The following is a 26,293-nucleotide window of genomic DNA, read 5'->3' on the forward strand; positions in this document are numbered from 1 at the left end:
GGCGTGCCGAGTCCACCCCCTGGGTGATCTCGATACGTACTTCTGCGTGCAGCACAGCTGCCCACAGCATTAGAAAACCAAATGCAACACGTAATGCCTGCTTCATCATATCTCCCTTATCCGGGCGGAAAACCCGCGATAATTTAGCAGAATTTTAACAAACTCAATAGACAAAACTACCCGCCTCAGGACACCCTCAGCACGATCTCCCCCGCAGATTGCGAGGGAAAGTGTACCTTAAGGTTTAAAGTCCAGCGGCGCATTTTTGAACACTTCATATACAGCCTGACTTGGCGGTTTCGGCATTTTTGCCTGTCGTGCTGCAGCAAGCGCAGCCTGGCAAAGGGCCGGATCGCCACCTTCCGACTGAATATCTAACAGCATACCGTCTGGCGCCAGTTTGACACGTAACGTACAGGTTTTCCCCGCATAGGAGGAGGCGTCATAGAAGCGGCTTTCGATAGCCGATTTAATCTGCCCTGCATAGTTATTGATGTCTGCACCTGACGCGCCGTTGTTCTTAGTGTTACCAGAACCGGCGGGAGCTGCATTATTCCCTTTCGCTCCACCACCCGTTTTCGGTGCATTCTTACCGGAGCTTAAATCACCAAACAGATCGTCAACGCCTGCGGCATCTGCTTTCTCGGCGGCGGCTTTCTTGGCGGCTGCGGCCTTCTCTGCAGCCGCTTTTTTATCGGCAGCTGCTTTTGCTGCTGCAGCTTTTTTCTCGGCGGCAGCTTTTTCAGCGGCGGCTTTTTCGGCTGCAGCCTTTTCAGCAGCCGCTTTCTCCGCGGCGGCGGCTTTCTCCGCTGCCGCTTTTTCGGCGGCAGCTTGTTTAGCCGCTTCAGCCTGCGCTTTTTTCGCGGCTTCGGCCTCGGCTTTTTTCTTCGCTTCAGCAGCTGCTTTCGCCGCTTCCGCTTCGGCTTTTTTCTGTGCGTCTGCGGCAGCTTTCGCGGCTTCGGCTTCCGCTTTTTTCTTCGCGTCGGCAGCCGCTTTCTTCGCAGCTTCTTCTGCTGCTTTTGCCTGCGCGTCCGCTTTTGCTTTTGCGTCAGCTGCGGCTTTCGCGGCCGCCTCTTCAGCTTGTTTCTGCTGCTGTTGAGCCTGTTTTGCCGCCTCTTCCGCTTTTTTCTGCTGCTCAGCCTGTTCGCGCGCCGCTTCCTGCGCTTGTAAACGCTCCTGCTCCAGCTGTTTTAAATGCTCCTGCTCGGCAGCCTGCTTTTCACGCAGCTCTTCCGCTTGCTGTTGCGCCTGTTTTTCACGCTGCTCTTTGGCGCGCTGCGCACTGGCTTGCTGCTGCTGCTGGCGGTTGTAATTTTCCACCACAGCGCCCGGATCGACCATCACCGCATCAATCGCAGAGCCACCGCCACCGCCTGAAGAAGCATCAATATGCTCATCAAACGAGCTCCAGATCAGCAGCGCCACAAGAATTACGTGTAGCACAGCCGAAATGATTATTGCTCGCTTAAGCTTGTCGTTTTGTACGGTTGCCTTTGACACTCTCGGTTCCCAAAAACTGTCCGCCTGTTAAGCCGGTGATCAGATAGGCTGCGTCATCAAGCCGACTGATTTCACACCCGCGCTATGTAACAGGTTCAGCGCTTTAATGATTTCATCGTACGGCACATCTTTCGCCCCGCCGATTAAGAACACGGTTTTCGGATTGGATTGCAGGCGACGCTGCGCCTCCGCAATCACCTGCTCCGGCGGCAGTTGATCCATACGATCTTTTTCCACCACCACGCTGTACTGTCCGACACCGGAAACCTCAATAATGACCGGAGGATCGTCATTGGTACTGACGGTTTGCGACTGTGTCGCATCCGGCAGATCAACCTCTACGCTTTGCGTAATGATCGGTGCCGTCGCCATAAAGATCAGCAGCAGCACCAGCAACACGTCCAGCAACGGTACGATGTTGATTTCAGACTTGAGGTCACGACGGCCCCGTCCACGCGATCTGGCCATGGCTTACTCCTTGCTGCTGTCGCTGCTGGCAAATGCCTGGCGATGCAGAATAGCCGTGAACTCTTCCATAAAGTTGTCGTAATTCAGTTCCAGTTTGTTCACACGCTGGTTCAGTCGGTTATAAGCCATAACCGCAGGAATGGCTGCAAACAGACCGATAGCTGTTGCGATCAACGCTTCGGCGATACCAGGCGCAACCATTTGCAGCGTCGCCTGCTTCACCGCGCCCAGCGCGATAAAGGCATGCATGATCCCCCATACCGTACCGAACAGCCCGATATACGGGCTAATAGAACCTACGGTACCAAGGAAAGGAATATGGTTTTCCAGCGTTTCCAGTTCACGGTTCATCGAAATACGCATCGCCCTTGATGCCCCTTCAACAATCGCTTCTGGCGCGTGGCTATTTGCGCGGTGCAGTCGAGCAAACTCTTTGAAACCACTATAAAAAATTTGTTCCGAACCGCTTAAATTATCACGGCGTCCCTGGCTTTCCTGATACAGACGAGACAGTTCGATGCCGGACCAAAACTTGTCTTCGAAGGCTTCCGCTTCGCGCCCTGCAGCGTTGAGGATGCGCGTTCTCTGGATAATAATGGCCCAGGATGCGATAGAAAAACCAATCAAAATCAACATGATAAGTTTGACCAGAAGGCTAGCCTTCAGGAACAAATCAAGGATGTTCATGTCAGTCACTGCTTAAACTCCGCGACAATAGACTTGGGAAGCGCACGAGGCTTCATTAAGAGTGGATCAACACAGACAATCAGCGCTTCAGCTTCGTTCAGCACTTTATTCTCTGCATTGACAATCCGCTGCGAGAAAACCATCGAGGTTCCGCGCATTGATGTAATTTCCGTTTGGACTTCGAGCATGTCGTCGAGTCTGGCGGGTGCAAAATACTCCAACGTCATTTTGCGTACCACTAACGCAATGCGTTCAGCCAGCAGAGCCTGTTGACTCAAGTGATGGTGACGCAGCATCTCAGTGCGGGCTCTTTCATAAAAAGCAACGTAGTTGGCATGGTAAACCATGCCACCGACATCGGTATCTTCGTAATAGACCCGAACCGGCCATCGAAACAGCGTTGTATTCACTTTACATCCCGGTAATGCAAAAAAAGTTAGAGCTTTTAAACTTCGCTACTATACGCGCGGGCAAGATGCTTTGGAATGGGTTGAGGTAAACGGAGAGTAAAAATTTATGGGCTTTTGCAAGCCCATGAGGATAGCGGATATTTCTTATTCAAAAGAAGAAGAAAACAAGCCCGGCAAGCATTACGACAAAAGCGACTGGCGGGCAGAAAAAACCCTGCCAGTGAAGCGCGCGCGGGCGAAAGCCAACACCGTGAACAACACCGGCGCATACCGCCCACATTAATAACAGCCCGTGCCAAATCTCCAGCTCGCTGGTTTTGGCCGCGAAACGGGAGGGATCCCAGAAGATACAGCCCGCCAGCAGTAATGCCATTATTAAGGAAAGGGCCCTTAACGGGCCCTTGTCCATTACCGCATAGAGTTTTGCGATAATTTTTTCCATCAGTGTTCTTCTTTCCCGGCTTTGGTCGCTTCAACATGTTCCAGCGCCAGCGCGGTAATCACTCCGAAAGCACAGGCAAGAAGCGTTCCTAAAATCCATGCGAAATACCACATATTCTGCTCCTTACTTAATACATAGAGTGGGTATTGCTTTCAATGTGCTCTTTGGTAATGCGACCGAACATTTTCCAGTAACACCAGATGGTGTAAAGCAGGACAATCGGTACAAAAACCAGCGCCACATAGGTCATCAGATTCAGTGTCAGCTGCGTCGATGTCGCGTCCCACATGGTCAGGCTTGCTTTCAGCATGGTGCTTGACGGCATGATGAACGGGAACATCGCGATACCCGCAGTCAGGATGATGCATGCCAGCGTCAGTGAAGAGAACACGAACGCCCAGGCGGCTTTATCCAGACGCGCCGTCAGCACGGTCAGCAGTGGCAACACCACACCCAGCGCCGGCACCAGCCACAACACAGGCATGTTGTTGAAGTTAGTCAGCCAGGCTCCCGCCTGTACCGCCACTTCTTTGGTCAACGGGTTAGACGCGGCATGATGATCTATCGCGGAAGTCACCACGTAACCGTCGATACCGTAAACCACCCACACGCCCGCCAGTGCGAAGCAAACCAGCGTAACCAGCGCGGCAATTTGCACCGTGGCACGGGCACGCAGATGCAGTTCGCCAACGGTACGCATTTGCAGGTATGTCGCGCCCTGGGTCAGGATCATCGCCACGCTCACCACGCCGGCCAACAGACCAAACGGATTCAGCAACTGGAAGAAGTTACCGGTGTAGAACAGGCGCATATCGTTATCAAGATGGAACGGCACACCCTGCAGCAGGTTGCCGAATGCCACACCGATCACCAACGGCGGAACAAAGCTGCCGATGAAGATGCCCCAGTCCCACATGCCACGCCAGCGCATATCTTCAATCTTCGAGCGGTAGTCAAAACCAACCGGACGGAAGAACAGTGAAGCGAGCACCAAGATCATCGCCACATAAAAACCGGAGAACGCGGCAGCGTAAACCATCGGCCAGGCGGCAAACAGCGCGCCACCGGCGGTGATCAGCCAAACCTGGTTACCGTCCCAGTGCGGCGCGATGGCGTTAATCATCACGCGGCGTTCGGTGTCGCTACGACCCAGCACGCGGGTCAACATCCCCACGCCCATGTCGAAGCCGTCGGTGACCGCAAAACCAATCAGCAGAATGCCAACCAGCAGCCACCAGATAAAACGTAATATTTCATAATCAATCATTTGACGACTCCTGTCTTAGCGTGCCGGCTGAGAAGCCACGGTGGACTGCTCGTAGTGATAGCGACCTGTTTTCAGACTGCTCGGCCCAAGGCGAGCAAATTTGAACATCAGGAACACTTCCGCCACCATAAACAGCGTATAAAGGCCGCAAATCAGAATCATGGAGAACAGCAGATCGCCAACGGTCAGCGATGAGTTCGCAACCGCGGTCGGCAACACTTCACCAATCGCCCACGGCTGACGGCCGTACTCGGCAACAAACCAGCCCGCTTCAATAGCAATCCACGGCAGCGGGATGCCATACAGCGCAGCGCGCAGCAGCCATTTTTTCTCACCGATGCGATTACGAATCACGGTCCAGAAAGAGGCAGCGATAATCAGCAGCATCAGCACGCCAGCGGCCACCATTATACGGAACGCGAAGTACAGCGGCGCAACGCGCGGGATGGAGTCTTTGGTCGCTTGCTTGATCTGCGCTTCGGTCGCGTCTGCCACATTTGGCGTATAGCGTTTCAGCAGCAGGCCATAACCAAGATCTTTCTTGATGTTATTGAACTGGTCACGAAGGGCCTGATCGGTAGAACCTGCGCGCAGTTGCTCCAGCAACTGATACGCTTTCATACCGTTACGGATGCGCTCTTCGTGCTGCACCATCAGATCTTTAAGACCAATAACCGGCGTATCAACAGAACGGGTGGCGATGATGCCGAGCGCATATGGGATCTGGATAGCAAATTTGTTCTCTTGCTTATCCTGGTCCGGCACGCCAAACAGGGTAAACGCCGCCGGTGCAGGCTGGGTTTCCCATTCGGCTTCAATCGCAGCCAGTTTGGTTTTTTGCACGTCACCCATTTCGTAACCGGATTCGTCACCCAGCACGATAACAGACAGCACTGCGGCCATACCGAAGCTGGCAGCAATAGCGAAGGAGCGTTTAGCAAAAGCGATGTCGCGACCGCGCAGCAGATAGTAGGAGCTGATACCGAGGATAAAGATGGCACCGCAGGTATAACCAGACGCAACAGTGTGAACGAATTTCACCTGCGCTACCGGGTTAAGTACCAGTTCAGCGAAGCTCACCATCTCCATACGCATGGTTTCAAAGTTGAAATCAGAAGCAACCGGGTTTTGCATCCAGCCGTTTGCCACCAGAATCCACAGTGCGGACAAGTTGGAGCCAAGAGCCACCAGCCAGGTCACTGCCATGTGCTGTACTTTGCCCAGACGATCCCAACCGAAGAAAAACAGACCTACAAACGTAGACTCGAGGAAGAAGGCCATCAGACCTTCAATGGCCAGCGGCGCACCGAAGATATCCCCAACATAATGGGAATAGTAAGACCAGTTAGTCCCGAACTGGAACTCCATCGTCAGACCGGTAGCCACGCCCAGTGCGAAGTTGATACCAAACAACTTGCCCCAGAACTTGGTCATATCTTTATAAATCTGTTTGCCGGAGAGGACGTAGACCGTTTCCATAATTGCCAGCAGGAACGCCATACCGAGCGTCAGTGGCACAAACAGAAAGTGGTACATCGCGGTCAAGGCAAACTGTAAGCGCGACAGTTCGACTATATCTAACATTATGACTCCTTGCTCATCGCATGAAGACTCCGAGAGTAAACCCCGTTAGCGAAGGTTCACACGCATGCCCCAATACAAAATTGCTGCACTGTTTTATTCACGTCACATAAAGCGTGACAATGAATGAAAAAAGTTACAACCAGGTTAATAAAAAACTCGAATTGATCTCTCGAATATATTACTCCGCAAAGCCCTTACAATAAAAAGGTTTTTATTGAGTTAGTTTTACGTTTTTCGACAGTGATCAATTTATAGCGAATTTACCACTTTTGCACCAATTTGATCGGCGACAATTTAACGATTTTCAGCATCTTTTCCAAGCTTTTAAATATTGATTTAAATCAATTTTATTCAGCATTGTTAATTTTGTATCCGGTGTGGAATCACAGTAAAAACATTGTTAACAACATGTTCATTTTAACGCCATTCATGGTTATCAATCGGCGGGTAAAGATAAATAATGGCGACTTTATTTAACGTTTATCATTCATGTAAAAAATGAGACAACCGCGGCAACTTAAAGGGGGCGTAAAATTAGAGCGGATGATTATCTTGTTTATTTTACAATTATTTCACTTTCGCGATTATCATACTTAACACCGCGCAGTGATTATTCGTTATATTTCCTGGGGCATTAATACCCTTTTATTTTACAGGTTATTACTGACAAGCATCCAGCGCCGGGTTGCCCCCCAGACGATAAGCGCCAGCAACGTTACTGCTGCGCCAAGCAAGCAAACCCCCTGCCAGCCGAAAACAGCATAAATCGCCGTCGTTGCCATGGCACCCAGTCCGCTGCCGAGAGCGTAAAACAGCATATACAACGCCACCAGTCTGCCGTGTTGCGAGGCATGGCTACGCAAAATCAGGCTCTGATTGGTAACATGCAGCGCCTGGCTGCCAAGATCGAGCAAAACAATGCCGAGGATAAATAACGCCAGAGAGTGTTGTAACTGTGATAGCGGCCACCAGGCCAGTAGCAACAAGAGGAGCGCCAGTAAACTCGTGCGCTGCGCATTGCCGCGATCTGCTTCGCGCCCGGCTTTTGCCGCTACCAGCGCGCCCGCAACGCCCGCCAGGGCAAACAAGCCAATTACCGTATGGGAGAAACCAAACGGTGCGGTACTTAACAGCAGCACCATTGCGCTCCAGAAAATATTAAAAGCGGCAAACATCAACAACGCCAACACACCACGGATTTGCAATACGCGATCGGTACGCAACAGACCCAGCATTGAGGCCATCAAACGTAACCAACTGACAGAAATCATCGCGCTGCGCATAACAGGTAACCGCCGCCAGAGCAGCAGCAATAACACCAGCATCAGCGATGCCGAGACGCCATAAACCGCGCGCCAGCCCGCTAAATCGCTAATAACACCGGCAAAAACTCGCGCTAATAGCAGGCCGATAAAAACGCCGCCTTGCGCCGCACCCACTACCCTTCCCCGCTCCTGTTCATTAGCAATGCTGGCTGCGCTGGCAATCAACCCTTGTGTCATTGCCGTGCCCAGCAACCCTGTTGCCAACATGCCGGCAAGCAACACCGTTGCCGATTGTGCCAGCGCGACAGTGGCAAGCGCACCCACCAGTGCCAGCAACTGCACTAACAATAACCGACGTCGCTCAACAAGATCGCCTAATGGCACCAACAGCAGTAAGGCCAGCGCCGATCCCACTTGCGTCGCCGTCACCACGCCGCCGACAGCTGCCTGGCTAATAGCAAAGCTCTGTGCCAGTGCATCCAGCAACGGCTGCGCGTAATAGACATTCGCCACACATAAACCGCTGGCCACGGCAAACAGGGCGATGACACTGCGCGGCGTTGCCTGTGCGTTTTTATTCATACTTCCATCCTGGTTGCAAAACGAAACTAGTTGAAGGGTAGATAAACCAGTTTTAAAATGCAACCAGAATGCTAACCGGAGATTCACCATGCCACTGAATACTCAACCTTGCCCCGTCGCGCGTTCTGTCGATTTGATTGGCGATCGCTGGGCACTCCTTATCGTGCGTGACGCTTTTGATGGTGCGCGACGTTTTGGCGATTTTCAGCGTGGTCTTGGCGTGGCGCGCAATATTCTTACCGACAGGCTACGCAAACTGGTGGAAGCGGGTATATTCACCACGCAGCCAGCATCAGATGGCACGGCGTATCAGGAGTATGTGCTGACCAAAAAAGGCGAGTCGTTGTTTCCGGTGGTCGTGGCGCTACGCCAGTGGGGCGAACAGCATCTTTTTGCACCGAACGAGCCGCATTCCGTGTTGATTGATAGCCAAAGCGGCGAAACCATTCTGCCGATGCAACCGCAGGCGGCAGACGGGCGTATCCTTAGTGCGGCAAATACGCAGGTACGTAAACTGCAGCCATAAAAAAGGCCGCTACGGGAGCGGCCAACCATGTCGAAAGGATACTTGCTCCCCTACATGGAGGAGCAATGAGGTTTTATTTGATAACAGATTTCAGCGCTTCGCCGATATCGGCCAGGCTACGTACGGTTTTCACACCCGCCGCTTCCAGAGCAGCGAATTTCTCGTCTGCGGTACCTTTACCACCGGCAATGATGGCGCCTGCGTGGCCCATACGTTTGCCTTTCGGCGCGGTCACACCAGCGATATAACCCACCACCGGTTTGGTCACATGATCTTTAATATACGCCGCAGCTTCTTCTTCCGCGCTGCCGCCGATCTCACCGATCATTACAATCGCTTCGGTCTGCGGATCTTCCTGGAACAGTTTCAGGATATCGATAAAGTTTGAACCCGGGATCGGGTCACCGCCGATGCCCACACAGGTGGACTGGCCGAAACCGTAATCTGTGGTCTGTTTAACCGCTTCATAGGTCAGCGTACCGGAACGGGAAACAATACCGACTTTACCAGGCTTATGAATATGACCAGGCATGATACCGATTTTGCACTCGCCTGGGGTGATAACACCCGGGCAGTTCGGGCCAATCATGCGCACGCCAGCTTCGTCCAGCTTCACTTTCACCGTCAGCATATCCAGCGTCGGAATACCTTCAGTAATGGTGATAATCAGTTTAATGCCCGCATCGATGGCTTCGAGGATCGAGTCTTTGCAGAACGGTGCCGGAACATAGATCACGGTAGCCGTCGCGCCAGTTGCTTCAACCGCTTCGCGCACGGTGTTAAACACCGGCAGGCCGAGGTGCGTGGTGCCGCCTTTGCCCGGCGTAACGCCGCCAACCATCTGGGTGCCATAGGCAATTGCCTGCTCGGAGTGGAAAGTCCCCTGGCTTCCGGTGAAGCCCTGGCAGATAACTTTGGTGTTCTTATCAATCAAAACAGACATTATTTCCCCTCCACTGCGGCAACAACCTGCTGTGCTGCATCCGTCAGACTTTTCGCTGCAATAATATTCAGGCCGCTGTCCGCCAGGCGTTTCGCGCCCAGTTCAGCATTGTTACCTTCCAGACGCACAACCACCGGTACGTTAACACCTACTTCTTCTACCGCGCCGATGATACCGTCAGCGATCAGGTCGCAACGCACGATACCGCCGAAGATGTTAACCAGTACCGCTTTCACGTTCTCATCGGAAAGGATAATTTTGAACGCTTCGGTCACGCGCTCTTTGGTCGCACCGCCGCCCACATCCAGGAAGTTCGCCGGTTCGCCACCGTGCAGTTTCACGATGTCCATGGTGCCCATCGCCAGACCTGCGCCGTTGACCATACAGCCGATGTTGCCATCCAGTGCAACATAGTTCAGTTCCCAGTGCGCCGCCTGCGCTTCGCGCGGATCTTCCTGCGACTGGTCGCGCATTTCGCGCAGTTCCGGCTGGCGGAACAGAGCGTTGCCGTCAGCACCCAGTTTGCCGTCGAGGCAGATCAGATCACCCTGTTTAGTGATAACCAGCGGGTTGATTTCAATCAGCGCCAGATCGCGCTCAAGGAAAATGGTCGCCAGGCCCATGAAAATCTTGGTGAATTGCTGAACCTGCTTGCCTTCCAGACCCAGTTTGAACGCCAGGTCACGCCCCTGATACGGCATCGGGCCGGTCAGCGGGTCGATGGTGGTTTTGTGGATCAGGTGCGGGGTCTCTTCCGCCACTTTCTCAATTTCCACGCCACCTTCGGTGGAGGCCATGAACACGACACGGCGAGAGCTACGGTCAACCACCGCGCCCAGATACAGCTCTTTGTCGATATCGGTTGCCGCTTCAACCAGAATCTGGTTTACCGGCTGGCCGTTCGCGTCTGTTTGGTAGGTCACCAGGCGTTTGCCCAGCCAGTTTTCCGCGAAGGCGCGAATATCTTCTTTGCTGTTGACGACTTTTACGCCGCCCGCTTTACCACGGCCGCCGGCATGGACCTGGCATTTAACCACCCAAGGGCCTGCGCCGATTTTGGATGCCGCTTCTTCGGCTTCACGCGGGGTAGTACAGGCGTAACCAACCGGAGTCGGCAGACCTGACCGGGCAAACAGTTGTTTCGCCTGATACTCGTGTAAGTTCATGTGTTCTATCCATCCTTCATTTAATTTGTCACGCCGGATGACGGCTTACAAAGCAGGTGTTCGTTATAGTGGCCCGGCAACTGACGTTGCCGGGCTAAGGACACTAGACGTCCAGCAGCAAGCGAGTCGGATCTTCCAGCAGCTCTTTGATGGCTACCAGGAAACCAACGGATTCGCGACCGTCAATCAGACGGTGATCGTAAGAGAGCGCCAGGTACATCATCGGCAGGATCTCAACCTTGCCATCAACCGCCATCGGGCGATCTTTAATGGCGTGCATGCCGAGGATCGCGCTCTGCGGCGGGTTGATGATCGGTGTAGACATCAGCGAACCGAACACCCCACCGTTGGTGATGGTGAAGTTACCGCCGGTCAGATCGTCAACGGTCAGTTTGCCGTCACGGCCTTTCACTGCCAGCTCTTTGATTTTCTTCTCGATATCCGCCATGCCCAGCGTATCGACATCGCGCAACACCGGTGTTACCAGACCACGCGGCGTGGAAACCGCCATGCTGACATCGAAATAGTTGTGGTAAACCACGTCATCGCCATCGATGGACGCGTTCACTTCCGGGTAGCGTTTCAGCGCTTCAACCACCGCTTTCACGTAGAAAGACATAAAGCCCAGGCGGATACCGTGACGTTTTTCAAACGCGTCACCGTACTGCTTACGCAGATCCATAATCGGCTTCATGTTGACTTCGTTGAACGTCGTCAGCATGGCGGTAGAGTTTTTCGCTTCCAGCAGACGCTCGGCAACGCGTTTGCGCAGACGGGTCATCGGCACGCGTTTTTCGGTGCGGCCAGCCAGCGGTGCCACCGGGGCGCTCGCCGGAGCAGCAGCTGGTTTTTCCTCTTTCGCCGGTGCTTTCGCCAGATGTTTCTCAACATCTTCGCGTGTAATACGACCGCCAACGCCCGTGCCTTTGATAGCGCTGGCTTCGAGGTTGTGCTCAGCCAGCAGGCGACGGATCGCCGGGCTCAGTGCGTCATTGTTTTGCTCTTCCAGCGAGGCCTGCTGGCGCTGTGCCGGCGTGGACTCTTTCTCTTCAGATTTGGCGCTGCTCTCTTTACCAGAGCTGTTGCCCTCTTTCAGGCGGCCCAGGATCTGGCGGGAGGTCACAGTGGTGCCTTCATCTTCCAGCACCGCGTCCAGAATACCGTCTGCCGACGCCGGTACTTCCAGTACCACTTTGTCAGTTTCGATTTCGACCAACACTTCGTCGCGTCGTACGCTATCGCCTGGTTTTTTGTGCCAGGTCGCAACGGTCGCGTCAGCAACGGACTCGGGCAGATCGGGAACAAGAATATCTACGCTACTCATTATTTATCCTTTAATTAATCGACGTTCAGCGCGTCATTTACCAGATCTTGTTGCTGTTTCTGGTGAACGGACAGGTATCCCACCGCCGGAGAGGCGGAGGCCGGGCGACCTGCATAACGCAGAGCGGCCCCAAACGGAATCACATCACGGAAATGATGCTGGCTGCAGTACCAGGCGCCCTGGTTAAGCGGCTCTTCCTGGCACCAGACAAAATCATGTACGTGAGCGTAAGGTTTTAGCGCTTCCTGCACCGACTGGTGCGGGAACGGGTAAAGCTGTTCGATACGCACAATCGCGACATCTTTCTGGTCGTTTTTACGACGCTGTTCCAGCAGATCATAATAGACCTTACCAGAGCAAAGGATCACGCGCTTAACGCCTTGCGGATCAAGATCATCCACTTCGCCAATCGCCGGCATAAAGGTGCCGTTCGCCAACTCATCCAGCGTGGAAACCGCCTGCGGATGACGCAGCAGCGACTTCGGCGACATCACCACCAGCGGACGACGCATACCGCGCAGCGCCTGGCGACGCAGCATGTGGTAAACCTGCGCCGGGGTAGACGGCACGCAGACCTGCATATTTTGCTCAGCACACAGTTGCAGATAACGCTCCAGACGCGCGGAGGAGTGCTCCGGGCCCTGGCCTTCATAACCGTGCGGCAGCAGCATCACCAGGCCACACATACGGCCCCATTTCTGCTCGCCGGAGCTGATGAACTGGTCGATAACCACTTGCGCGCCGTTGGCGAAATCGCCGAACTGCGCTTCCCAGATGGTCAGCGTGCGCGGTTCTGCCGTGGCATACCCATATTCAAACGCCAGTACCGCTTCTTCGGAGAGCACGGAGTCCCACACGCGGAACGCCCCCTGCGAATTGTGTACATGGCTCAGCGGCGTATAGGTAGAACCGTTCGCCTGGTTGTGGATCACCGCATGGCGATGGAAGAAGGTGCCGCGGCCGGAGTCTTCACCGGACAAACGTACCGGAATCCCTTCATCCACCAGCGTGGCATACGCCAGTGTTTCTGCGCCACCCCAGTCGAACAACTTCTCGCCGCTCGCCATCAACTGGCGGTCAGCGTAAATCTTCGCCACGCGGGACTGCATTTCGATGGCTTCCGGCACCGTACTGATGCGTTTTGCCAGCTCCTGCAAGCGCTTCATTTCCACCTTGTTCGGGTAGCTCTCATCCCACTCGTGGTTGAGGTACGGCGACCAGGTAAAGGAGTGCATATTCATCGGACGCCATTCGGCGACCACACACTCACCCGCATCCAGCGCATCGCGGTACAGGTTTACCATTTCGGTGGCATCTTCCAGCGTAATGGTTTTTTCCTGCTCCAGGCGATCGGCGTAGATTTTGCGCGGCGTCGGGTGTTTTTTGATTTTCTGGTACATCAGCGGCTGGGTTGCGCTCGGCTCGTCGGCTTCGTTGTGGCCGTGACGGCGGTAGCACACCAGGTCGATAAAGACATCGCGTTTGAAAGTATTACGGAAGTCGAGCGCCAGGCGAGTGACGAACGCCACGGCTTCCGGATCGTCCGCATTAACGTGGAAAATCGGCGCCTGCACCATCTTACCGATGTCGGTACAGTATGGCGTAGAGCGCGCATCCAGCGGGTTCGAGGTGGTGAAGCCCACCTGGTTGTTAATGACGATACGCACCGTGCCACCCACTTCGTAGCCGCGTGCTTTCGACATGTTCAGGGTTTCCTGCACCACGCCCTGGCCCGCAACGGCGGCGTCGCCGTGAATGGTGATTGGCAGCACTTTATTGCTGCTCGGTTCGTCAAGGCGGTCAAGACGCGCACGAACGGAACCGATAACCACCGGGCTGACAATCTCGAGGTGTGACGGGTTAAACGCCAGCGCCAGGTGTACCAGGCCGCCTTCCGTTTCCACGTCGGACGAGAAGCCCATGTGGTATTTCACGTCGCCGGTGCCGAGGTGTTCTTTATGTTTACCGGCGAATTCGTCAAACAGATCCTGCGGCTGTTTACCCAGCACGTTAACCAGTACGTTCAGACGTCCGCGGTGCGCCATACCCAGCACCACTTCACGGGTACCGCTCTTGCCCGCATGACGGATCATCTCTTTGAGCATCGGCACCAGCGCATCGCCGCCTTCCAGCGAGAAGCGCTTCGCACCGGGGAATTTCGCGCCCAGATAACGTTCAAGACCTTCTGCGGCCGTCAGTTCAGTCAGGAAGCGTTTTTTCTCTTCGCTGCTAAAGCTGGATTTACCGGCTGCGGATTCGATGCGTTGCTGGATCCAGCGCTTCTCTTCGGTGCTGGTGATATGCATATATTCCGCACCGATCGAACCGCAATAGGTCTCTTTCAGTGCGTTAATCAATTCGCCCAGCGGCATGGTGTCTTTGCCAATCGCAAAAGACCCCACGTTAAAGCTGTTCTGGAAATCGGCTTCCGTCAGATCGTGATAAGCCGGATCGAGATCGGGAACCCTCTCTTGCTGCCACAATCCCAGCGGATCGAGGTTCGCATGTTGATGACCACGAAAACGGTATGCGTTGATAAGTTGCAGGACTTTAACCTGCTTCACATTGGTGTCGGGGTCGGAAATAGAGGAAGAGTAACGTGAAGCATCTTTCGCCAGCTGACGGAAATAATCACGCGTCTTGGAGTGGAACTGATCCGGTTTGACTCCGGTGCCCGGTAACTGCTGGAACATAGAACGCCAGTTTGCATCTACCGAGTCAGGATCGGTTAAGAAGTCTTCATAGAGCTGTTCTATCCAGCTCTGGTTCGACCCAGAGAGGTAAGAAGAGTCCAGCCAGGCTTTCATTGCGCCGTTCTGCATCGTGATCCCTTAAGCATTGTTATGCTTACTTCGCCGTGGATAACTACGACGTACACCCGTTAGCGCACGTCCCAGGGTTCACTTGCGGGCTCTTGGTGGCCCGCGAAGGAACCTTTAAAAACTGCCTAATCTTCGCTGTCCGGGCTGCGACTGCGTTGGCTACCTTTGCTTACCCTGGTCACATAGTTGACTATGCTCCCAGGGATGCGCTCAGTTGCCGCCTTGTCTCGCACCAGACATCTCGATTATGTCTACTGTGGCGGTTTTTAAAGGTTTCCTGCTTCCTTGTTACCCGGCGGCGCTAACGCTGCCGGGCAAAAAAAACATCACTATTAATGTAGGCCGGATACGCGTCAGCGCCATCCGGCACTGACATTTATGCGCTTCGTTGCAACAACATCGACTTAATATGGCCGATGGCGCGCGTCGGGTTCAGCCCTTTCGGGCATACACTGACGCAGTTCATAATGCTGTGGCAGCGGAATACGCTGAAAGCATCGCTTAACCCTTCCAGACGGTTATCGGTTTCCGTATCGCGGCTGTCGATCAGGAAACGGTACGCCGCCAGCAGACCGGCCGGGCCGATAAATTTGTCCGGGTTCCACCAGAACGACGGGCAAGATGTCGAGCAGCAAGCGCAGAGGATACATTCATACAAACCGTCGAGTTTTTCACGCTGGTCAGGTGACTGTAAGTGCTCTCTTGCTGGCGGATTTTGCCCATTATTCAATAAGTAAGGCTTAATCTTCTCATATTGGGCGTAGAATTGTCCCATGTCCACCACCAAATCGCGGATTACCGGCAGACCAGGCAGAGGACGGATCACAATCTTCTGTTTGCCGTTGCCCAGAGCGGAAATCGGGGTGATACACGCCAGACCATTCTTACCGTTCATGTTCAAACCATCAGAACCACACACCCCTTCACGGCAGGAGCGGCGGAACGACAGCGTAGGATCTTTTTCTTTCAGCTGCATTAACGCATCCAGCAGCATCATGTCACGCCCTTCTTCGCCCTCCAGGGTGTAATCCTGCATGCGCGGCGCGTCATCAACGTCCGGGTTATAGCGATAAATCGAAAATTCGAGTTTCATTATCCTGTCTCCGCATTAATAAGTACGAATCTTCGGCGGGAATGCCGGACGCAGTTTCGGTTCCATATTGACGCTGCGACGCGTCATGGACTCCGTTTCTGGCAGATACAGGGAATGGCACAGCCAGTTTTCGTCGTCACGATCCGGATAGTCGAAGCGGCTATGCGCGCCACGGCTCTCAGTACGGAAGTTTGCGGAGACCGCCGTTGCATACGCGGTTTCCATCAGGTTATCCAGCTCCAGGCACTCAACGCGCTGGGTGTTAAATTCGGTGGAGGTATCGTCCAGACGGGCGTTTTTCAGACGTTCGCGGATCACTTTCAGTTGCTCAAGCCCTTTCGCCATCGCATCGCCTTCGCGGAAGACCGAGAAGTTATGCTGCATACACTCTTGCAGCGCTTTACGAATGGTGACCGGATCTTCGCCATTGCGGTTGTTGTTCCAGCGGTTGAGGCGCTCAAGGGAACCTTCGATATCAGACTCGCTGGCATCGCGCAGCGCGCCCTGCTCGGCGATCGACTCTTGTAAATGCAGACCTGCCGCGCGACCGAACACCACCAGATCCAGCAGCGAGTTTCCGCCCAGACGGTTAGCACCGTGTACGGATACGCAGGCAATTTCACCTACGGCAAACAGCCCCGGAATGACGACATCTTCGCCCTTCTCGTTCACCGTCAGCGCCTGGCCAGTGACTTTGGTCGGAATACCGCCCATCATATAGTGGCAAGTCGGGATGACCGGGATCGGCTCTTTCACCGGGTCGACGTGCGCGAAGGTGCGCGACAGTTCAAGGATCCCCGGCAGGCGCGATTCCAGCACCTCTTTACCCAGGTGATCGAGTTTCAGTTTCGCGTGCGGGCCCCACGGGCCGTCACAGCCGCGACCTTCACGGATTTCGATCATGATGGAACGCGCCACCACATCACGACCCGCCAGGTCTTTGGCGTTTGGCGCATACCGCTCCATAAAGCGCTCGCCATGTTTGTTCAGCAGGTAACCGCCTTCCCCGCGGCAACCTTCCGTTACCAGCACACCCGCGCCCGCGATACCGGTCGGGTGGAACTGCCACATTTCCATATCCTGCACCGGTACGCCTGCGCGCAGCGCCATACCCACGCCGTCGCCAGTATTGATATGTGCGTTGGTGGTGGACTGGTAAATACGGCCCGCGCCGCCGGTCGCCAGCACGGTTGCACGCGCTTTGAAGTAGACCACTTCACCGGTTTCAATACACAGTGCGGTACAACCCACCACCGCACCATCCTGGTTTTTCACCAGATCCAGCGCGTACCACTCGGAAAAGATCGTCGTGTGATTTTTCAGGTTTTGCTGATAAAGGGTGTGCAACAGCGCATGACCGGTACGATCCGCTGCGGCTGCCGTGCGCGCCGCCTGCTCGCCGCCGAAGTTTTTCGACTGGCCGCCAAACGGGCGTTGATAGATACGGCCATCATCGAGACGGGAGAACGGCAGACCCATATGTTCCAGCTCAAGAATCGCTTCCGGGCCGGTTTTACACATATATTCAATGGCATCCTGGTCACCGATGTAATCGGAACCTTTTACCGTGTCGTACATGTGCCATTCCCAGTTATCTTCATGGGTATTACCCAGCGCAACGGTAATACCGCCCTGCGCAGATACGGTGTGAGAACGGGTTGGAAAGACTTTAGAGAGCAGCGCACAGGTTTGCCCGCTCTGGGAAATTTGCAGCGCCGCGCGCATACCTGCGCCACCGGCACCAATAACAACAGCATCAAATTCTCTGACTGGCAGTTTCATTACACACCCCACACCACAACGAATCCATAAATCACGTAAGCCGCGAGTGCAACGACGATAGCCAGTTGCAGAACCAGGCGCACAGCCAGCGGTTTAACGTAGTCGGTCAACACCTGCCACATGCCAATCCAGGCATGGATCAGAATCGAAAACAGCGCCAGCAGCGTGAAGACTTTCGTGAAAGCGGAGGAGAAAAAACCAGTCCATACCACCCAGGTCAGATCGCCGTGCGTGGCAAAAAAACCGACCATATAGATGATGTATAACGTCAGGACGATGGCAGTAGCACGGACAAGAATAAAATCATGTACGCCGTTGCGTCCTAATGCGGAGGCGTTGCTTACCATACGAGGACTCCTGCGAGAATTGAAAGCACGACAGTGATTGCAAAAGAGAGATTAGCGGAACGCTTTCCTGCTTCGAAGGTTTCTTCCAGCCAGCCAAAATCCATTAACATATGGCGAATACCGCCCACAGCGTGATAAGCCAGCGCTGTCAGGATGCCCCAGAAAATGAATTTAACGAAAAAGCTGCTCATGATGGCAGAGGCGGTCAGGAAGCCCTCTTCGGACGACAGCGACAGGCCCAATAACCACAGCAGAATGCCAACCGCCACGAAAGTAATGACGCCGGAAACGCGGTGGAGAATGGAAGCTATAGCCGTAACAGGAAACCGAATTGTTGTCAGATCCAGATTGACAGGTCTTTGTTTTTTCACATTTTTTATCATGAATAACGCCCACATGCTATTCTTATAGTTTCCTTCCTCCGGTCTGCGTGCGGGTCAGACAGCGTCCTTTTCTATAACTGCTCGTCATGCAAAAAATTAGCTTCCAGATGCTAAACGACAGGTTACAACGCTGGGTGGCTCGGGATTGCAGGGGTATTCCGGAGACCTGGCGGCAGTATAGGTCGTTCACAAAATCATTACAATTAACCTACATATAGTTTGTCGGGTTTTATGCAGAACAGTGACCCCCATCACGATAACAACATTCTTTTAAATTTTAATCATCTGATTTGACAAAAGTTAAACATTCTTGTTACAAACTACGCCAGAAAGGGCTTATAATTCGCAAAAGTTATGGGGTCTTACTTTCACCTGAGAATAAGTTATGTAACAGTGTGATGGTATTGACCGATGTAATCAGGACAGTTATTAGTGGTATACAGGTTTGATAAATTCGGACTGCTAAGACGCTGATTTGCTGTTTTTTCACTGTGTTTTCAATGTGTACTTGCACGCGCCCATCGCTCTGTACCCTGGTACCTCCTCTCAACAGAGCTGCGAGCTAAATAACAAACTGGTAACGTTGACGGGCAGTTGAATGCAAATCCGGTGACTGGCGGTCTTAAGCAATAAGGCGCTAAGGAGACCGTAAATGGCTGATAAGAAAGCAACCATCACCTACAATGGTGACGCTGCTATTGAACTGGATGTGCTAAAAGGCACGCTCGGTCAGGATGTGATTGATATCCGTAGTCTCGGTTCAAAAGGGGTATTCACTTTTGACCCAGGTTTTACCTCTACCGCATCATGCGAATCGAAAATCACCTTTATCGACGGTGACGAAGGTATTCTGCTGCACCGTGGTTTCCCTATCGACCAACTGGCGACCGAATCCAACTATCTGGAAGTCTGCTACATTCTGCTGTACGGCGAAAAACCGACGCAGGAACAGTTTGACGAATTCAAACTGACCGTAACGCGCCATACCATGATCCATGAGCAGATCACCCGTCTGTTCCACGGTTTCCGTCGCGACTCGCACCCAATGGCGGTGCTGTGCGGTGTGACCGGCGCGCTGGCCGCGTTCTACCATGACTCACTGGATGTTAACAATCCGCGTCACCGCGAGATTGCCGCGTTCCGCCTGCTGTCGAAAATGCCGACCGTCGCGGCGATGTGTTACAAATATTCCATTGGTCAGCCGTTCGTCTACCCGCAGAATAACCTCTCCTACGCCGGTAACTTCCTGCACATGATGTTCTCCACGCCGTGTGAACCGTATGAAGTGAACCCGGTACTGGAACGCGCAATGGACCGCATTCTGATCCTGCACGCCGACCATGAACAAAACGCTTCCACCTCTACCGTGCGTACCGCTGGCTCTTCTGGCGCGAACCCGTTCGCCTGTATCGCCGCGGGTATCGCCTCCCTGTGGGGACCGGCACACGGCGGCGCCAACGAAGCTGCGCTGAAGATGCTGGAAGAGATCAGTACCGTGAAACACATTCCGGAATTCCTGCGCCGCGCCAAAGACAAAAACGATTCGTTCCGTCTGATGGGCTTCGGTCACCGTGTCTACAAGAACTATGACCCGCGCGCGACCGTGATGCGTGAAACCTGCCACGAAGTGCTGCGTGAGCTGGGCACCAAAGATGATCTGCTGGAAGTGGCGATGGAGCTTGAGCACATTGCGCTCAACGACCCGTACTTTATCGAACGTAAGCTCTACCCGAACGTCGACTTCTACTCCGGTATCATTCTGAAAGCGATGGGTATTCCTTCTTCCATGTTTACCGTTATCTTCGCGATGGCGCGTACCGTGGGCTGGATTGCACACTGGAACGAAATGCACGACGACGGCATCAAAATTGCCCGTCCGCGCCAGTTGTACACCGGTTATGAAAAACGCGAGTTCAGCTCCGATCTGAAAAAAGATTGATAGCTAACCCGCAGAAAAAAACGCGCCTTCAGGCGCGTTTTTTATTTTAATGCTGACAAGCCGGGCACCAGTAAAACGGCCGGGACGACATGGTGGTTTTCGCAATTATCCCGCCGCAACGCTCGCACGGTTCGCCTGCGCGGTGAAACACCTTAAAGCGAAACAGCGCGCCGTGGTGTTGATTCTCATCCACCACGCCGCGTGTCTGGTACGACAAACGCGGAATATCCAGCAGCGCATGCGCTAACACGTCGAGTTGTTCTTCGCTTAGCTGCGAAGCGTTACGTTGCGGTGTCAGGGCGCTTTGCCAGAGAATTTCGACGCGCAGGTAATTTCCCAGCCCGGCAAGAAAGGCCTGATCGAGCAATAACCCGGAAAACTGGCGACGGCGAAAACGGGGAGATAACAACCGCGCTTTTACCTGCTCTACGGTTAGCGTCATATCCAGCACATCCGGGCCAACACGCTGTAAAAACGGATGCTGCGCCAGTTGTTCCGGGGTGAGTAACGCAATGTCCGATGCGCTGTACAGCAAAATCGCCTTCTGCTCCGTTTGCAGCCGCACACGCAGCACACGGTTGGTTTGCGGGATCTCACCTGCCCCGACCACGCGCCAGACGCCGTAAAGCTGGTTATGGCTGTAAAGCGTCAGTCCACCAGAAAAATGCGTCAGAAGCGCTTTTCCCCGCGTTTCAATGTTCTCAACGTACTGCCCCACAAGATCAGCGGCGAAACCTTTCAACGACGGCAGGCCAAACCAGACATCCGTCAATGGTTTGCCTTTAACAGCGGCTTCAAGCGTGTCCGCCGCCCGGCGGATCTCCGGTCCTTCCGGCATAAAAACTCCTTGCGTTAGTGGGCGGAAATCATCACACCACGTTGGGCAAAGGCACCGTGTAAGCGGCGGGCAAACAGCAGCGCGTGCTCGCCATCACCATGCAGGCACACCGTTTGCGCCTGCACATTAACAAACTCACCGGTGACACACCTCACCCGCCCTTCCAGCACCATCTCCAGCGTTTGCGCCAGCGCCAAATTGTCATCATCAATCAGTGCGGCAGGCTCACTGCGCGGCACCAGCCGACCATCGCGAAGGTAGCCGCGATCGGCAAACACCTCCTGGCGCGTACGCAAACCATAACGCTCTCCGGCACGAATTAACTCGCTGCCCGCCAGCCCAACCAGAATCAATGCGGGATCTGCATCGTAAACCGCTCCAGCAATGGCATCGGCCAGCGCCACGTCATCCGCCGCCTGGTTGTAGAGCATACCGTGCGGTTTCACATGGTGCAGTTTGCCGCCTTCGGCACGCACCATCACCGCCAGGGCACCAATTTGATACAGCATCTGCGCATAGACAATATCCGGTGGCAGGTACATCGGCGTACGGCCAAAATTCTCCCGATCCGGAAAAGAGGGATGGGCGCCCACCGCCACGCCGTTACGCAATGCTTCGCGCACACAGCTCAGCATGGTTTGCGCATCGCCTGCGTGGAAACCACAGGCGATATTGGCGGAAGAAACAAGCTGGAGTAGCGCCGCATCGTTGCCACAGCCTTCGCCGAGATCGGCGTTTAAATCAATCTTCATTGTGCAGACGCCATGCCAGTTGATCGAGATAGATACGCTGCTCGCGCCGCGCCTTCAGTGCCTCATCCAGCGAGCACTGGACAAAGTGTATCGGCTGCCCGAGTGGGATTTGCGCCAGATGGTACATATCCGCCTCGATAATGCAGGCAATTCGCGGGTAGCCACCTGTGGTCTGGGCATCATTCATCAGCACTATCGGTTGCCCGTTAGAGGGAACCTGCACCACGCCCGGCAACAAGCCGTGGGAAAGCAGTTCGCGTGACGTAGTGCGCACCAGCGGCTGGCCCTGTAAACGATAACCCATGCGGTTACTCTGCGGGCTTATCTGCCACGGCAAACGCCAGAGCGCCTCCTGCGAGGCGTTGTCAAATTCGTGATACTCCGGCCCTGGCAATGCGCGAATACGGTTGCCCCACAGCAACTGTTTTACCCCTTGCTGCGTGTGAAAATGACGGACAGGTTCGCCCAGTGGCAACACATCGCCATCGCGCAATAATCGCCCTTCCAGCCCGCCGATAGCGGTTTTCAGATCGGTACTGACCGAGCCCATCACCGCAGGTACTGCAAAGCTACCCGCTATCGCCAGGTAACTGCGCACGCCATGCAGCGGCCTTTTCAGCACCAGCCGCTGCCCGGCTTTTGCCGCAAATCGCCAGCCGGTCCACACCGCTTTACCGTCAAGTTTCGCCTCACAGCCTGCGCCAGTGAGCGCAAACCAGACATCGCGACCAAACTCCACTTCGCACTGACCAAAGGTGATTTCCAGTGCCGCCGCCTCCGGCGCGTTTCCCACCAGCGCATTGGCAATTTGCAACGCGGGTTCGTCCAGCGCGCCACAATAACTGACGCCGGACTGGCGCAAGCCAATACGTTTGCCGCCCTGCAAGGTGGTATACATTCCCGCGCGGATAATTTTCAGCATACGCCCTCCTTGCGCGGCACAAACCGCAGCGTGTCGCCCGGACGTAATAGCACCGGCTCCGGCAAGCGCGGGTTGAACAGCGCCAAATCGGTACGGCCAATCAGGTTCCAGCCGCCAGGCGTTTCCAGTGGGTAAATGCCGGTTTGCGCGCCGCCAATGGCGACAGAGCCAGCGGGAACGCTCACTCGCGGTTCAGCGCGGCGCGGTGTGGCGAGCGCCTCCGGCATCCCGCCCAGATAAGGGAAACCAGGCTGGAAACCAAGAAACCACACCACGTAATCGACAGAAGCATGCAGCTCAACAACCTGCTTTTCCGTCATCCGGCAGTGTTCCGCCACCAGCCCCAGATCCGGCCCGGCCGCTTTGCCGTACAGCACCGGGATCTCAATGGATCGTGACTCGGGCTCCAGCGCCTCGCTATCTTCCCACCAGCGCTGTAAACGCTCAATCGCGTCGAGCGCCAGCGAATGCGGATCGCGCAGCACCACCGTAATGTTATTCATCCCCGGAATGGCTTCCACCACGTCCGGCACGTCCGCCAGCCGCTGCGTCAGCCGCCAGATACGCTTTTGCGTCGCCAGTTGTACCGGAGGCTCCAGCTCCAGCACCACCGCGCTTTCACCTAACAAATAACACCGTGCTCGCTGCACTTGTACTCTCCTTACGCCGGGTTCGGAATATCGATAAACGTGACGTCAAGATCGGTATTTTCATTCAGCCAGTCGCTGAGCGCGCGAATACCGCCGCGCTCGGTAGCGTGGTGGCCCGCAGAGTAGAAATGCAGCCCCTGTTCACGGGCAGAGTGAATGGTCTGCTCGGAAACTTCGCCGGTGATAAACGCATCAACACCGAAACGGGCCGCTTTATCAATAAAACCCTGCCCGCCGCCGGTACACCAGGCAACGCGGGTGATTTTTTCCGGCCCGGTATCGCCACACCACAGCGGCTTGCGCCCGAGACGCGCTTCAATCCACGACGCCAGCTCCAGCCCCGGAACCGGCATGGAGAGTTCGCCCCACGGCAGCAGCTCTTCAATTTCGCCCATTACGTTAATGCCGAGCAACGCCGCCAGTTGAGCGTTATTGCCAAGCTCCGGGTGCGCATCGAGCGGCAGGTGCCAGCCGTACAGGTTGATGTCATTGGCCAGTAACGTTTTCAGGCGATTACGCTTCATCCCGCGAATGATCGGCGCTTCGTTTTTCCAGAAATAACCGTGATGCACAATCACCGCGTCCGCCTGCTGGCGTACCGCTTCGTCCAGCAATGCCTGGCTTGCGGTCACGCCGGTGATAATTTTCTGTACCGTTTCCCGCCCCTCAACCTGTAGCCCGTTCGGGCCGTAATCACTGAACGCCGCACTGTTAAGTTTTTCGTTAATCAGTTTTTCCAGCTCGGTATTTTTCATCATTACTCCTTTACGCTTTACGGGCAGCTTCATAGGCCGCCAGCGTGGCGGTACGCGCCTGTTTATGGTCAACAATCGGGCGGGGATAATCGAGTTTTACCCCGTGTTTATCCGCCCAGTCCCAGGGTTGATGCACCGATTTTTCCGGCACATTTTTCAGCTCCGGTAGCCAGTGGCGAATAAACGCGCCGTCAGCATCAAACCGTTCGCCCTGCGTGGTCGGGTTAAAAATTCGAAAATAGGGAGCCGCATCGGTGCCCGTCGAGGCCGCCCACTGCCAGCCGCCATTGTTTGCCGCGAAATCGCCATCGATCAACTGCGACATAAAATAACGCTCCCCATGGCGCCAGTCGATAAGTAAGTCCTTGACCAGAAAGCTCGCGGTTATCATCCGTAAGCGGTTGTGCATCCAGCCGGTGGCGTTCAACTGGCGCATCGCCGCATCAACAATAGGGTAGCCGGTATTGCCGCGTTGCCAGGCTTGCAGATGCCCGGCGTTTTCCTGCCACTGCACCTTATCAGTCCAGGCTATAAAAGGACGATGCTTACAGAGTGCCGGATGATAGGTCATCAGATGGCGATAAAATTCGCGCCAAATCAGCTCATTCAGCCACACGGCTCCCGGTCCGCCGTCGAGCGCCCGCGGTTGTTCAGCCAGCAGACGATGCAGGCACTGGCGTGGTGATAACGCGCCAGTCGCCAGACACGCCGACAAGCGGCTGGTGCCTTCGATTGCCGGGAAATCGCGCAGCTGCTCATACGCCGCCGCCTGCTGCTGGCAAAACTGACGAAGCCGTGCGAGAGCGCTTTTCTCATCGGCCGGGAACAGGTTTTCGTCAAATTCCTGCTGCGGATAATCAAGCGTAATCGGTTTTATTACGACCTCGACGCCTTCACGCGGGTGCGGTGCGGCGACACACTGAGGCAGATCCGCTTTCAGCCGACGCAGAAAGGCATTTTTAAAGGGCGTAAAGACTTTATACATCTCATGATTGCCGGTCATCACGCTACCAGGTGCCAGCATCACGCTGTCGTCAAAACCCTGGCAGGCAACATTTGGCAGTGCCTTTTCGACGGCCACGTCACGCTGTCGTTCGTTAAATTCGTATTGATAGTTATAAAAAAGATGGCTGACTTGCTCGCGCCCACAGACATCCACCACCGTTTGTACGCTGTCGGTAAAATCTGCCGCTTCCCGGTAGATCAACGGAATGCCCTTTTCCGCCAGCGCCTGCTGCAAGGCGTTGAGATGCGCATTGAGACAGGCAGCCTGGCGTGGCGCCATATTATGTTGCCGCCACTGTGCCGGCGTGGCGATAAACAGGGCTTTTACCTGCGCGTTATCGCTGCGACAGGCGGCAGCAAGCGCAAGATTGTCGTGCACGCGCAAATCCGCGCGAAACCAGACCAGATGGGTGGTCATACCGCTCCTAATATCCTTAATGTAAGCACCACGCCTTTGGCCGGGAGTTAACATGGCGTAGCCCGGCCAGGGACGCGTCGGGAAATTCAACCATATAGTGTTTGAGTAAGGTCTTCGGTGCAAGCCGTGGCTGGGGTCGCTGGCGGTAACATTCAATCAGCGTGGAGAGGGCTGGCTGCTGGCGGGCATAAAGCGTTTGATAAAAACCAGGCATCAACGCCCTGGTATGATTGCGCCGCGTGGTTAGCGCCAGGCGGGTCGGAGCAAATATCTGGCGGGCAGAGAGCGACTTAGCCGCGAGCGCAAGCCCTGTATAACAACCGTAAAAAAAGACAGGTTTCCCGGACAAACAGGCATGAATGCCAGCGGGGATGTTCTCGCGCATTACGGCTCCTTTTTCTACCCCGGTAAGGGTAGTCACAG

At 54.7% G+C, this 26,293-nt stretch carries 27 protein-coding genes; 2 read left to right on the plus strand and 25 right to left on the minus strand.

From position 1 onward, the window contains the following. The 10 genes from RT644_RS23200 to RT644_RS23245 all read right to left on the minus strand — a co-directional run. The coding region (locus RT644_RS23200) for a hypothetical protein (protein ID WP_313628360.1) at window positions 1-106 on the minus strand (106 nt) is incomplete at its 3' end. A 131-nt stretch (window positions 107-237) separates the two neighbouring features. Continuing rightward, entirely contained in the window at window positions 238-1,500 is a 1,263-nt protein-coding gene (tolA, locus tag RT644_RS23205; protein WP_097406838.1) for a cell envelope integrity protein TolA, read from the minus strand. A gap of 39 nt (window positions 1,501-1,539) precedes the next feature. Then, window positions 1,540-1,968: a colicin uptake protein TolR gene (tolR, locus tag RT644_RS23210; RefSeq protein ID WP_017455952.1), complete on the minus strand. Its 429-nt coding sequence runs from the start codon at window positions 1,966-1,968 to the stop codon at window positions 1,540-1,542. A 3-nt stretch (window positions 1,969-1,971) separates the two neighbouring features. After that, entirely contained in the window at window positions 1,972-2,664 is a 693-nt protein-coding gene (gene tolQ, locus RT644_RS23215; protein WP_044489595.1) for a Tol-Pal system protein TolQ, read from the minus strand. Continuing rightward, window positions 2,661-3,065, minus strand: coding sequence for a tol-pal system-associated acyl-CoA thioesterase (gene ybgC / locus RT644_RS23220; RefSeq protein WP_020457061.1), 405 nt, complete (start codon window positions 3,063-3,065; stop codon window positions 2,661-2,663). Before ybgC ends, tolQ begins: the two co-directional genes overlap by 4 nt. 148 nt (window positions 3,066-3,213) lie before the next feature. After that, window positions 3,214-3,507: a cyd operon protein YbgE gene (gene ybgE / locus RT644_RS23225; protein WP_020457060.1), complete on the minus strand. Its 294-nt coding sequence runs from the start codon at window positions 3,505-3,507 to the stop codon at window positions 3,214-3,216. Beyond that, entirely contained in the window at window positions 3,507-3,620 is a 114-nt protein-coding gene (cydX, locus tag RT644_RS23230) for a cytochrome bd-I oxidase subunit CydX (RefSeq protein ID WP_004100325.1), read from the minus strand. Before cydX ends, ybgE begins: the two co-directional genes overlap by 1 nt. Window positions 3,621-3,634: 14 nt before the next feature. After that, on the minus strand, window positions 3,635-4,774 hold the full coding sequence (gene cydB, locus RT644_RS23235; RefSeq protein WP_269231427.1) for a cytochrome d ubiquinol oxidase subunit II: 1,140 nt from the start codon (window positions 4,772-4,774) through the stop codon (window positions 3,635-3,637). A 15-nt stretch (window positions 4,775-4,789) separates the two neighbouring features. Continuing rightward, window positions 4,790-6,358 carry a cytochrome ubiquinol oxidase subunit I gene (gene cydA / locus RT644_RS23240; RefSeq protein WP_020457058.1) on the minus strand — a complete coding sequence of 523 codons (1,569 nt, stop codon included), beginning with the start codon at window positions 6,356-6,358 and terminating at the stop codon, window positions 4,790-4,792. Between the two features lie 650 nt (window positions 6,359-7,008). After that, window positions 7,009-8,205 carry an MFS transporter gene (locus RT644_RS23245; RefSeq protein ID WP_313628330.1) on the minus strand — a complete coding sequence of 399 codons (1,197 nt, stop codon included), beginning with the start codon at window positions 8,203-8,205 and terminating at the stop codon, window positions 7,009-7,011. A gap of 88 nt (window positions 8,206-8,293) precedes the next feature. Here RT644_RS23245 and RT644_RS23250 point away from each other — a divergent pair, with 88 nt between their 5' ends. After that, window positions 8,294-8,731, plus strand: a complete 438-nt coding sequence (locus RT644_RS23250) for a helix-turn-helix domain-containing protein (RefSeq protein ID WP_313628332.1) — start codon at window positions 8,294-8,296, stop codon at window positions 8,729-8,731. A gap of 73 nt (window positions 8,732-8,804) precedes the next feature. Here RT644_RS23250 and sucD read toward each other — a convergent pair whose 3' ends face one another. The 8 genes from sucD to sdhC form a co-directional block, all read right to left on the minus strand. Beyond that, a complete protein-coding gene (gene sucD / locus RT644_RS23255; RefSeq protein WP_020457055.1) occupies window positions 8,805-9,674 on the minus strand; it encodes a succinate--CoA ligase subunit alpha in 870 nt (289 codons plus the stop codon). Next, window positions 9,674-10,840, minus strand: a complete 1,167-nt coding sequence (gene sucC, locus RT644_RS23260; RefSeq protein WP_017455943.1) for an ADP-forming succinate--CoA ligase subunit beta — start codon at window positions 10,838-10,840, stop codon at window positions 9,674-9,676. The genes sucD and sucC overlap by 1 nt, the downstream gene beginning before the upstream one ends. A 103-nt stretch (window positions 10,841-10,943) precedes the next feature. After that, window positions 10,944-12,164: a 2-oxoglutarate dehydrogenase complex dihydrolipoyllysine-residue succinyltransferase gene (gene odhB, locus RT644_RS23265; protein WP_020457054.1), complete on the minus strand. Its 1,221-nt coding sequence runs from the start codon at window positions 12,162-12,164 to the stop codon at window positions 10,944-10,946. Between the two features lie 14 nt (window positions 12,165-12,178). Beyond that, a complete protein-coding gene (gene sucA / locus RT644_RS23270; protein WP_045509043.1) occupies window positions 12,179-14,986 on the minus strand; it encodes a 2-oxoglutarate dehydrogenase E1 component in 2,808 nt (935 codons plus the stop codon). A 376-nt stretch (window positions 14,987-15,362) separates the two neighbouring features. After that, entirely contained in the window at window positions 15,363-16,079 is a 717-nt protein-coding gene (locus RT644_RS23275) for a succinate dehydrogenase iron-sulfur subunit (RefSeq protein WP_017455940.1), read from the minus strand. Between the two features lie 15 nt (window positions 16,080-16,094). Beyond that, complete coding sequence (gene sdhA, locus RT644_RS23280) at window positions 16,095-17,861, minus strand: succinate dehydrogenase flavoprotein subunit (RefSeq protein WP_020457052.1); 1,767 nt, start codon at window positions 17,859-17,861, stop codon at window positions 16,095-16,097. Beyond that, window positions 17,861-18,208, minus strand: a complete 348-nt coding sequence (gene sdhD / locus RT644_RS23285) for a succinate dehydrogenase membrane anchor subunit (RefSeq protein ID WP_020457051.1) — start codon at window positions 18,206-18,208, stop codon at window positions 17,861-17,863. The genes sdhA and sdhD overlap by 1 nt, the downstream gene beginning before the upstream one ends. Continuing rightward, a complete protein-coding gene (gene sdhC, locus RT644_RS23290) occupies window positions 18,202-18,606 on the minus strand; it encodes a succinate dehydrogenase cytochrome b556 subunit (RefSeq protein WP_017455937.1) in 405 nt (134 codons plus the stop codon). Before sdhC ends, sdhD begins: the two co-directional genes overlap by 7 nt. A 637-nt stretch (window positions 18,607-19,243) precedes the next feature. On the opposite strand from sdhC, the gene RT644_RS23295 reads away from it, so the two are divergent. Continuing rightward, complete coding sequence (locus tag RT644_RS23295; protein ID WP_017455936.1) at window positions 19,244-20,530, plus strand: citrate synthase; 1,287 nt, start codon at window positions 19,244-19,246, stop codon at window positions 20,528-20,530. Window positions 20,531-20,576: 46 nt separating this feature from the next. Here the strand turns inward: RT644_RS23295 and nei are convergent, their stop codons facing one another. From nei to RT644_RS23330, 7 genes are read right to left on the minus strand one after another with little or no spacing between them, the layout of a single operon-like run. After that, entirely contained in the window at window positions 20,577-21,368 is a 792-nt protein-coding gene (nei, locus tag RT644_RS23300; RefSeq protein ID WP_313628336.1) for an endonuclease VIII, read from the minus strand. Between the two features lie 14 nt (window positions 21,369-21,382). Further along, window positions 21,383-22,120: a 5-oxoprolinase subunit PxpA gene (gene pxpA, locus RT644_RS23305; protein WP_313628338.1), complete on the minus strand. Its 738-nt coding sequence runs from the start codon at window positions 22,118-22,120 to the stop codon at window positions 21,383-21,385. Beyond that, window positions 22,110-23,042 carry a 5-oxoprolinase subunit PxpC gene (gene pxpC, locus RT644_RS23310; RefSeq protein ID WP_097406831.1) on the minus strand — a complete coding sequence of 311 codons (933 nt, stop codon included), beginning with the start codon at window positions 23,040-23,042 and terminating at the stop codon, window positions 22,110-22,112. The genes pxpA and pxpC overlap by 11 nt, the downstream gene beginning before the upstream one ends. After that, window positions 23,036-23,692, minus strand: coding sequence for a 5-oxoprolinase subunit PxpB (pxpB, locus tag RT644_RS23315; protein WP_313628340.1), 657 nt, complete (start codon window positions 23,690-23,692; stop codon window positions 23,036-23,038). The genes pxpC and pxpB overlap by 7 nt, the downstream gene beginning before the upstream one ends. An 11-nt stretch (window positions 23,693-23,703) precedes the next feature. Continuing rightward, on the minus strand, window positions 23,704-24,447 hold the full coding sequence (locus RT644_RS23320; protein WP_045509031.1) for a type 2 GTP cyclohydrolase I: 744 nt from the start codon (window positions 24,445-24,447) through the stop codon (window positions 23,704-23,706). A 10-nt stretch (window positions 24,448-24,457) separates the two neighbouring features. After that, a complete protein-coding gene (gene phrB, locus RT644_RS23325) occupies window positions 24,458-25,870 on the minus strand; it encodes a deoxyribodipyrimidine photo-lyase (RefSeq protein ID WP_313628342.1) in 1,413 nt (470 codons plus the stop codon). A 16-nt stretch (window positions 25,871-25,886) separates the two neighbouring features. Beyond that, complete coding sequence (locus RT644_RS23330; RefSeq protein ID WP_313628344.1) at window positions 25,887-26,255, minus strand: DUF1722 domain-containing protein; 369 nt, start codon at window positions 26,253-26,255, stop codon at window positions 25,887-25,889. Window positions 26,256-26,293: the final 38 nt, after the last annotated feature.

The sequence above is a fragment of the Kosakonia sp. genome, from assembly GCF_032104925.1.
Lineage (GTDB): Bacteria > Pseudomonadota > Gammaproteobacteria > Enterobacterales > Enterobacteriaceae > Kosakonia.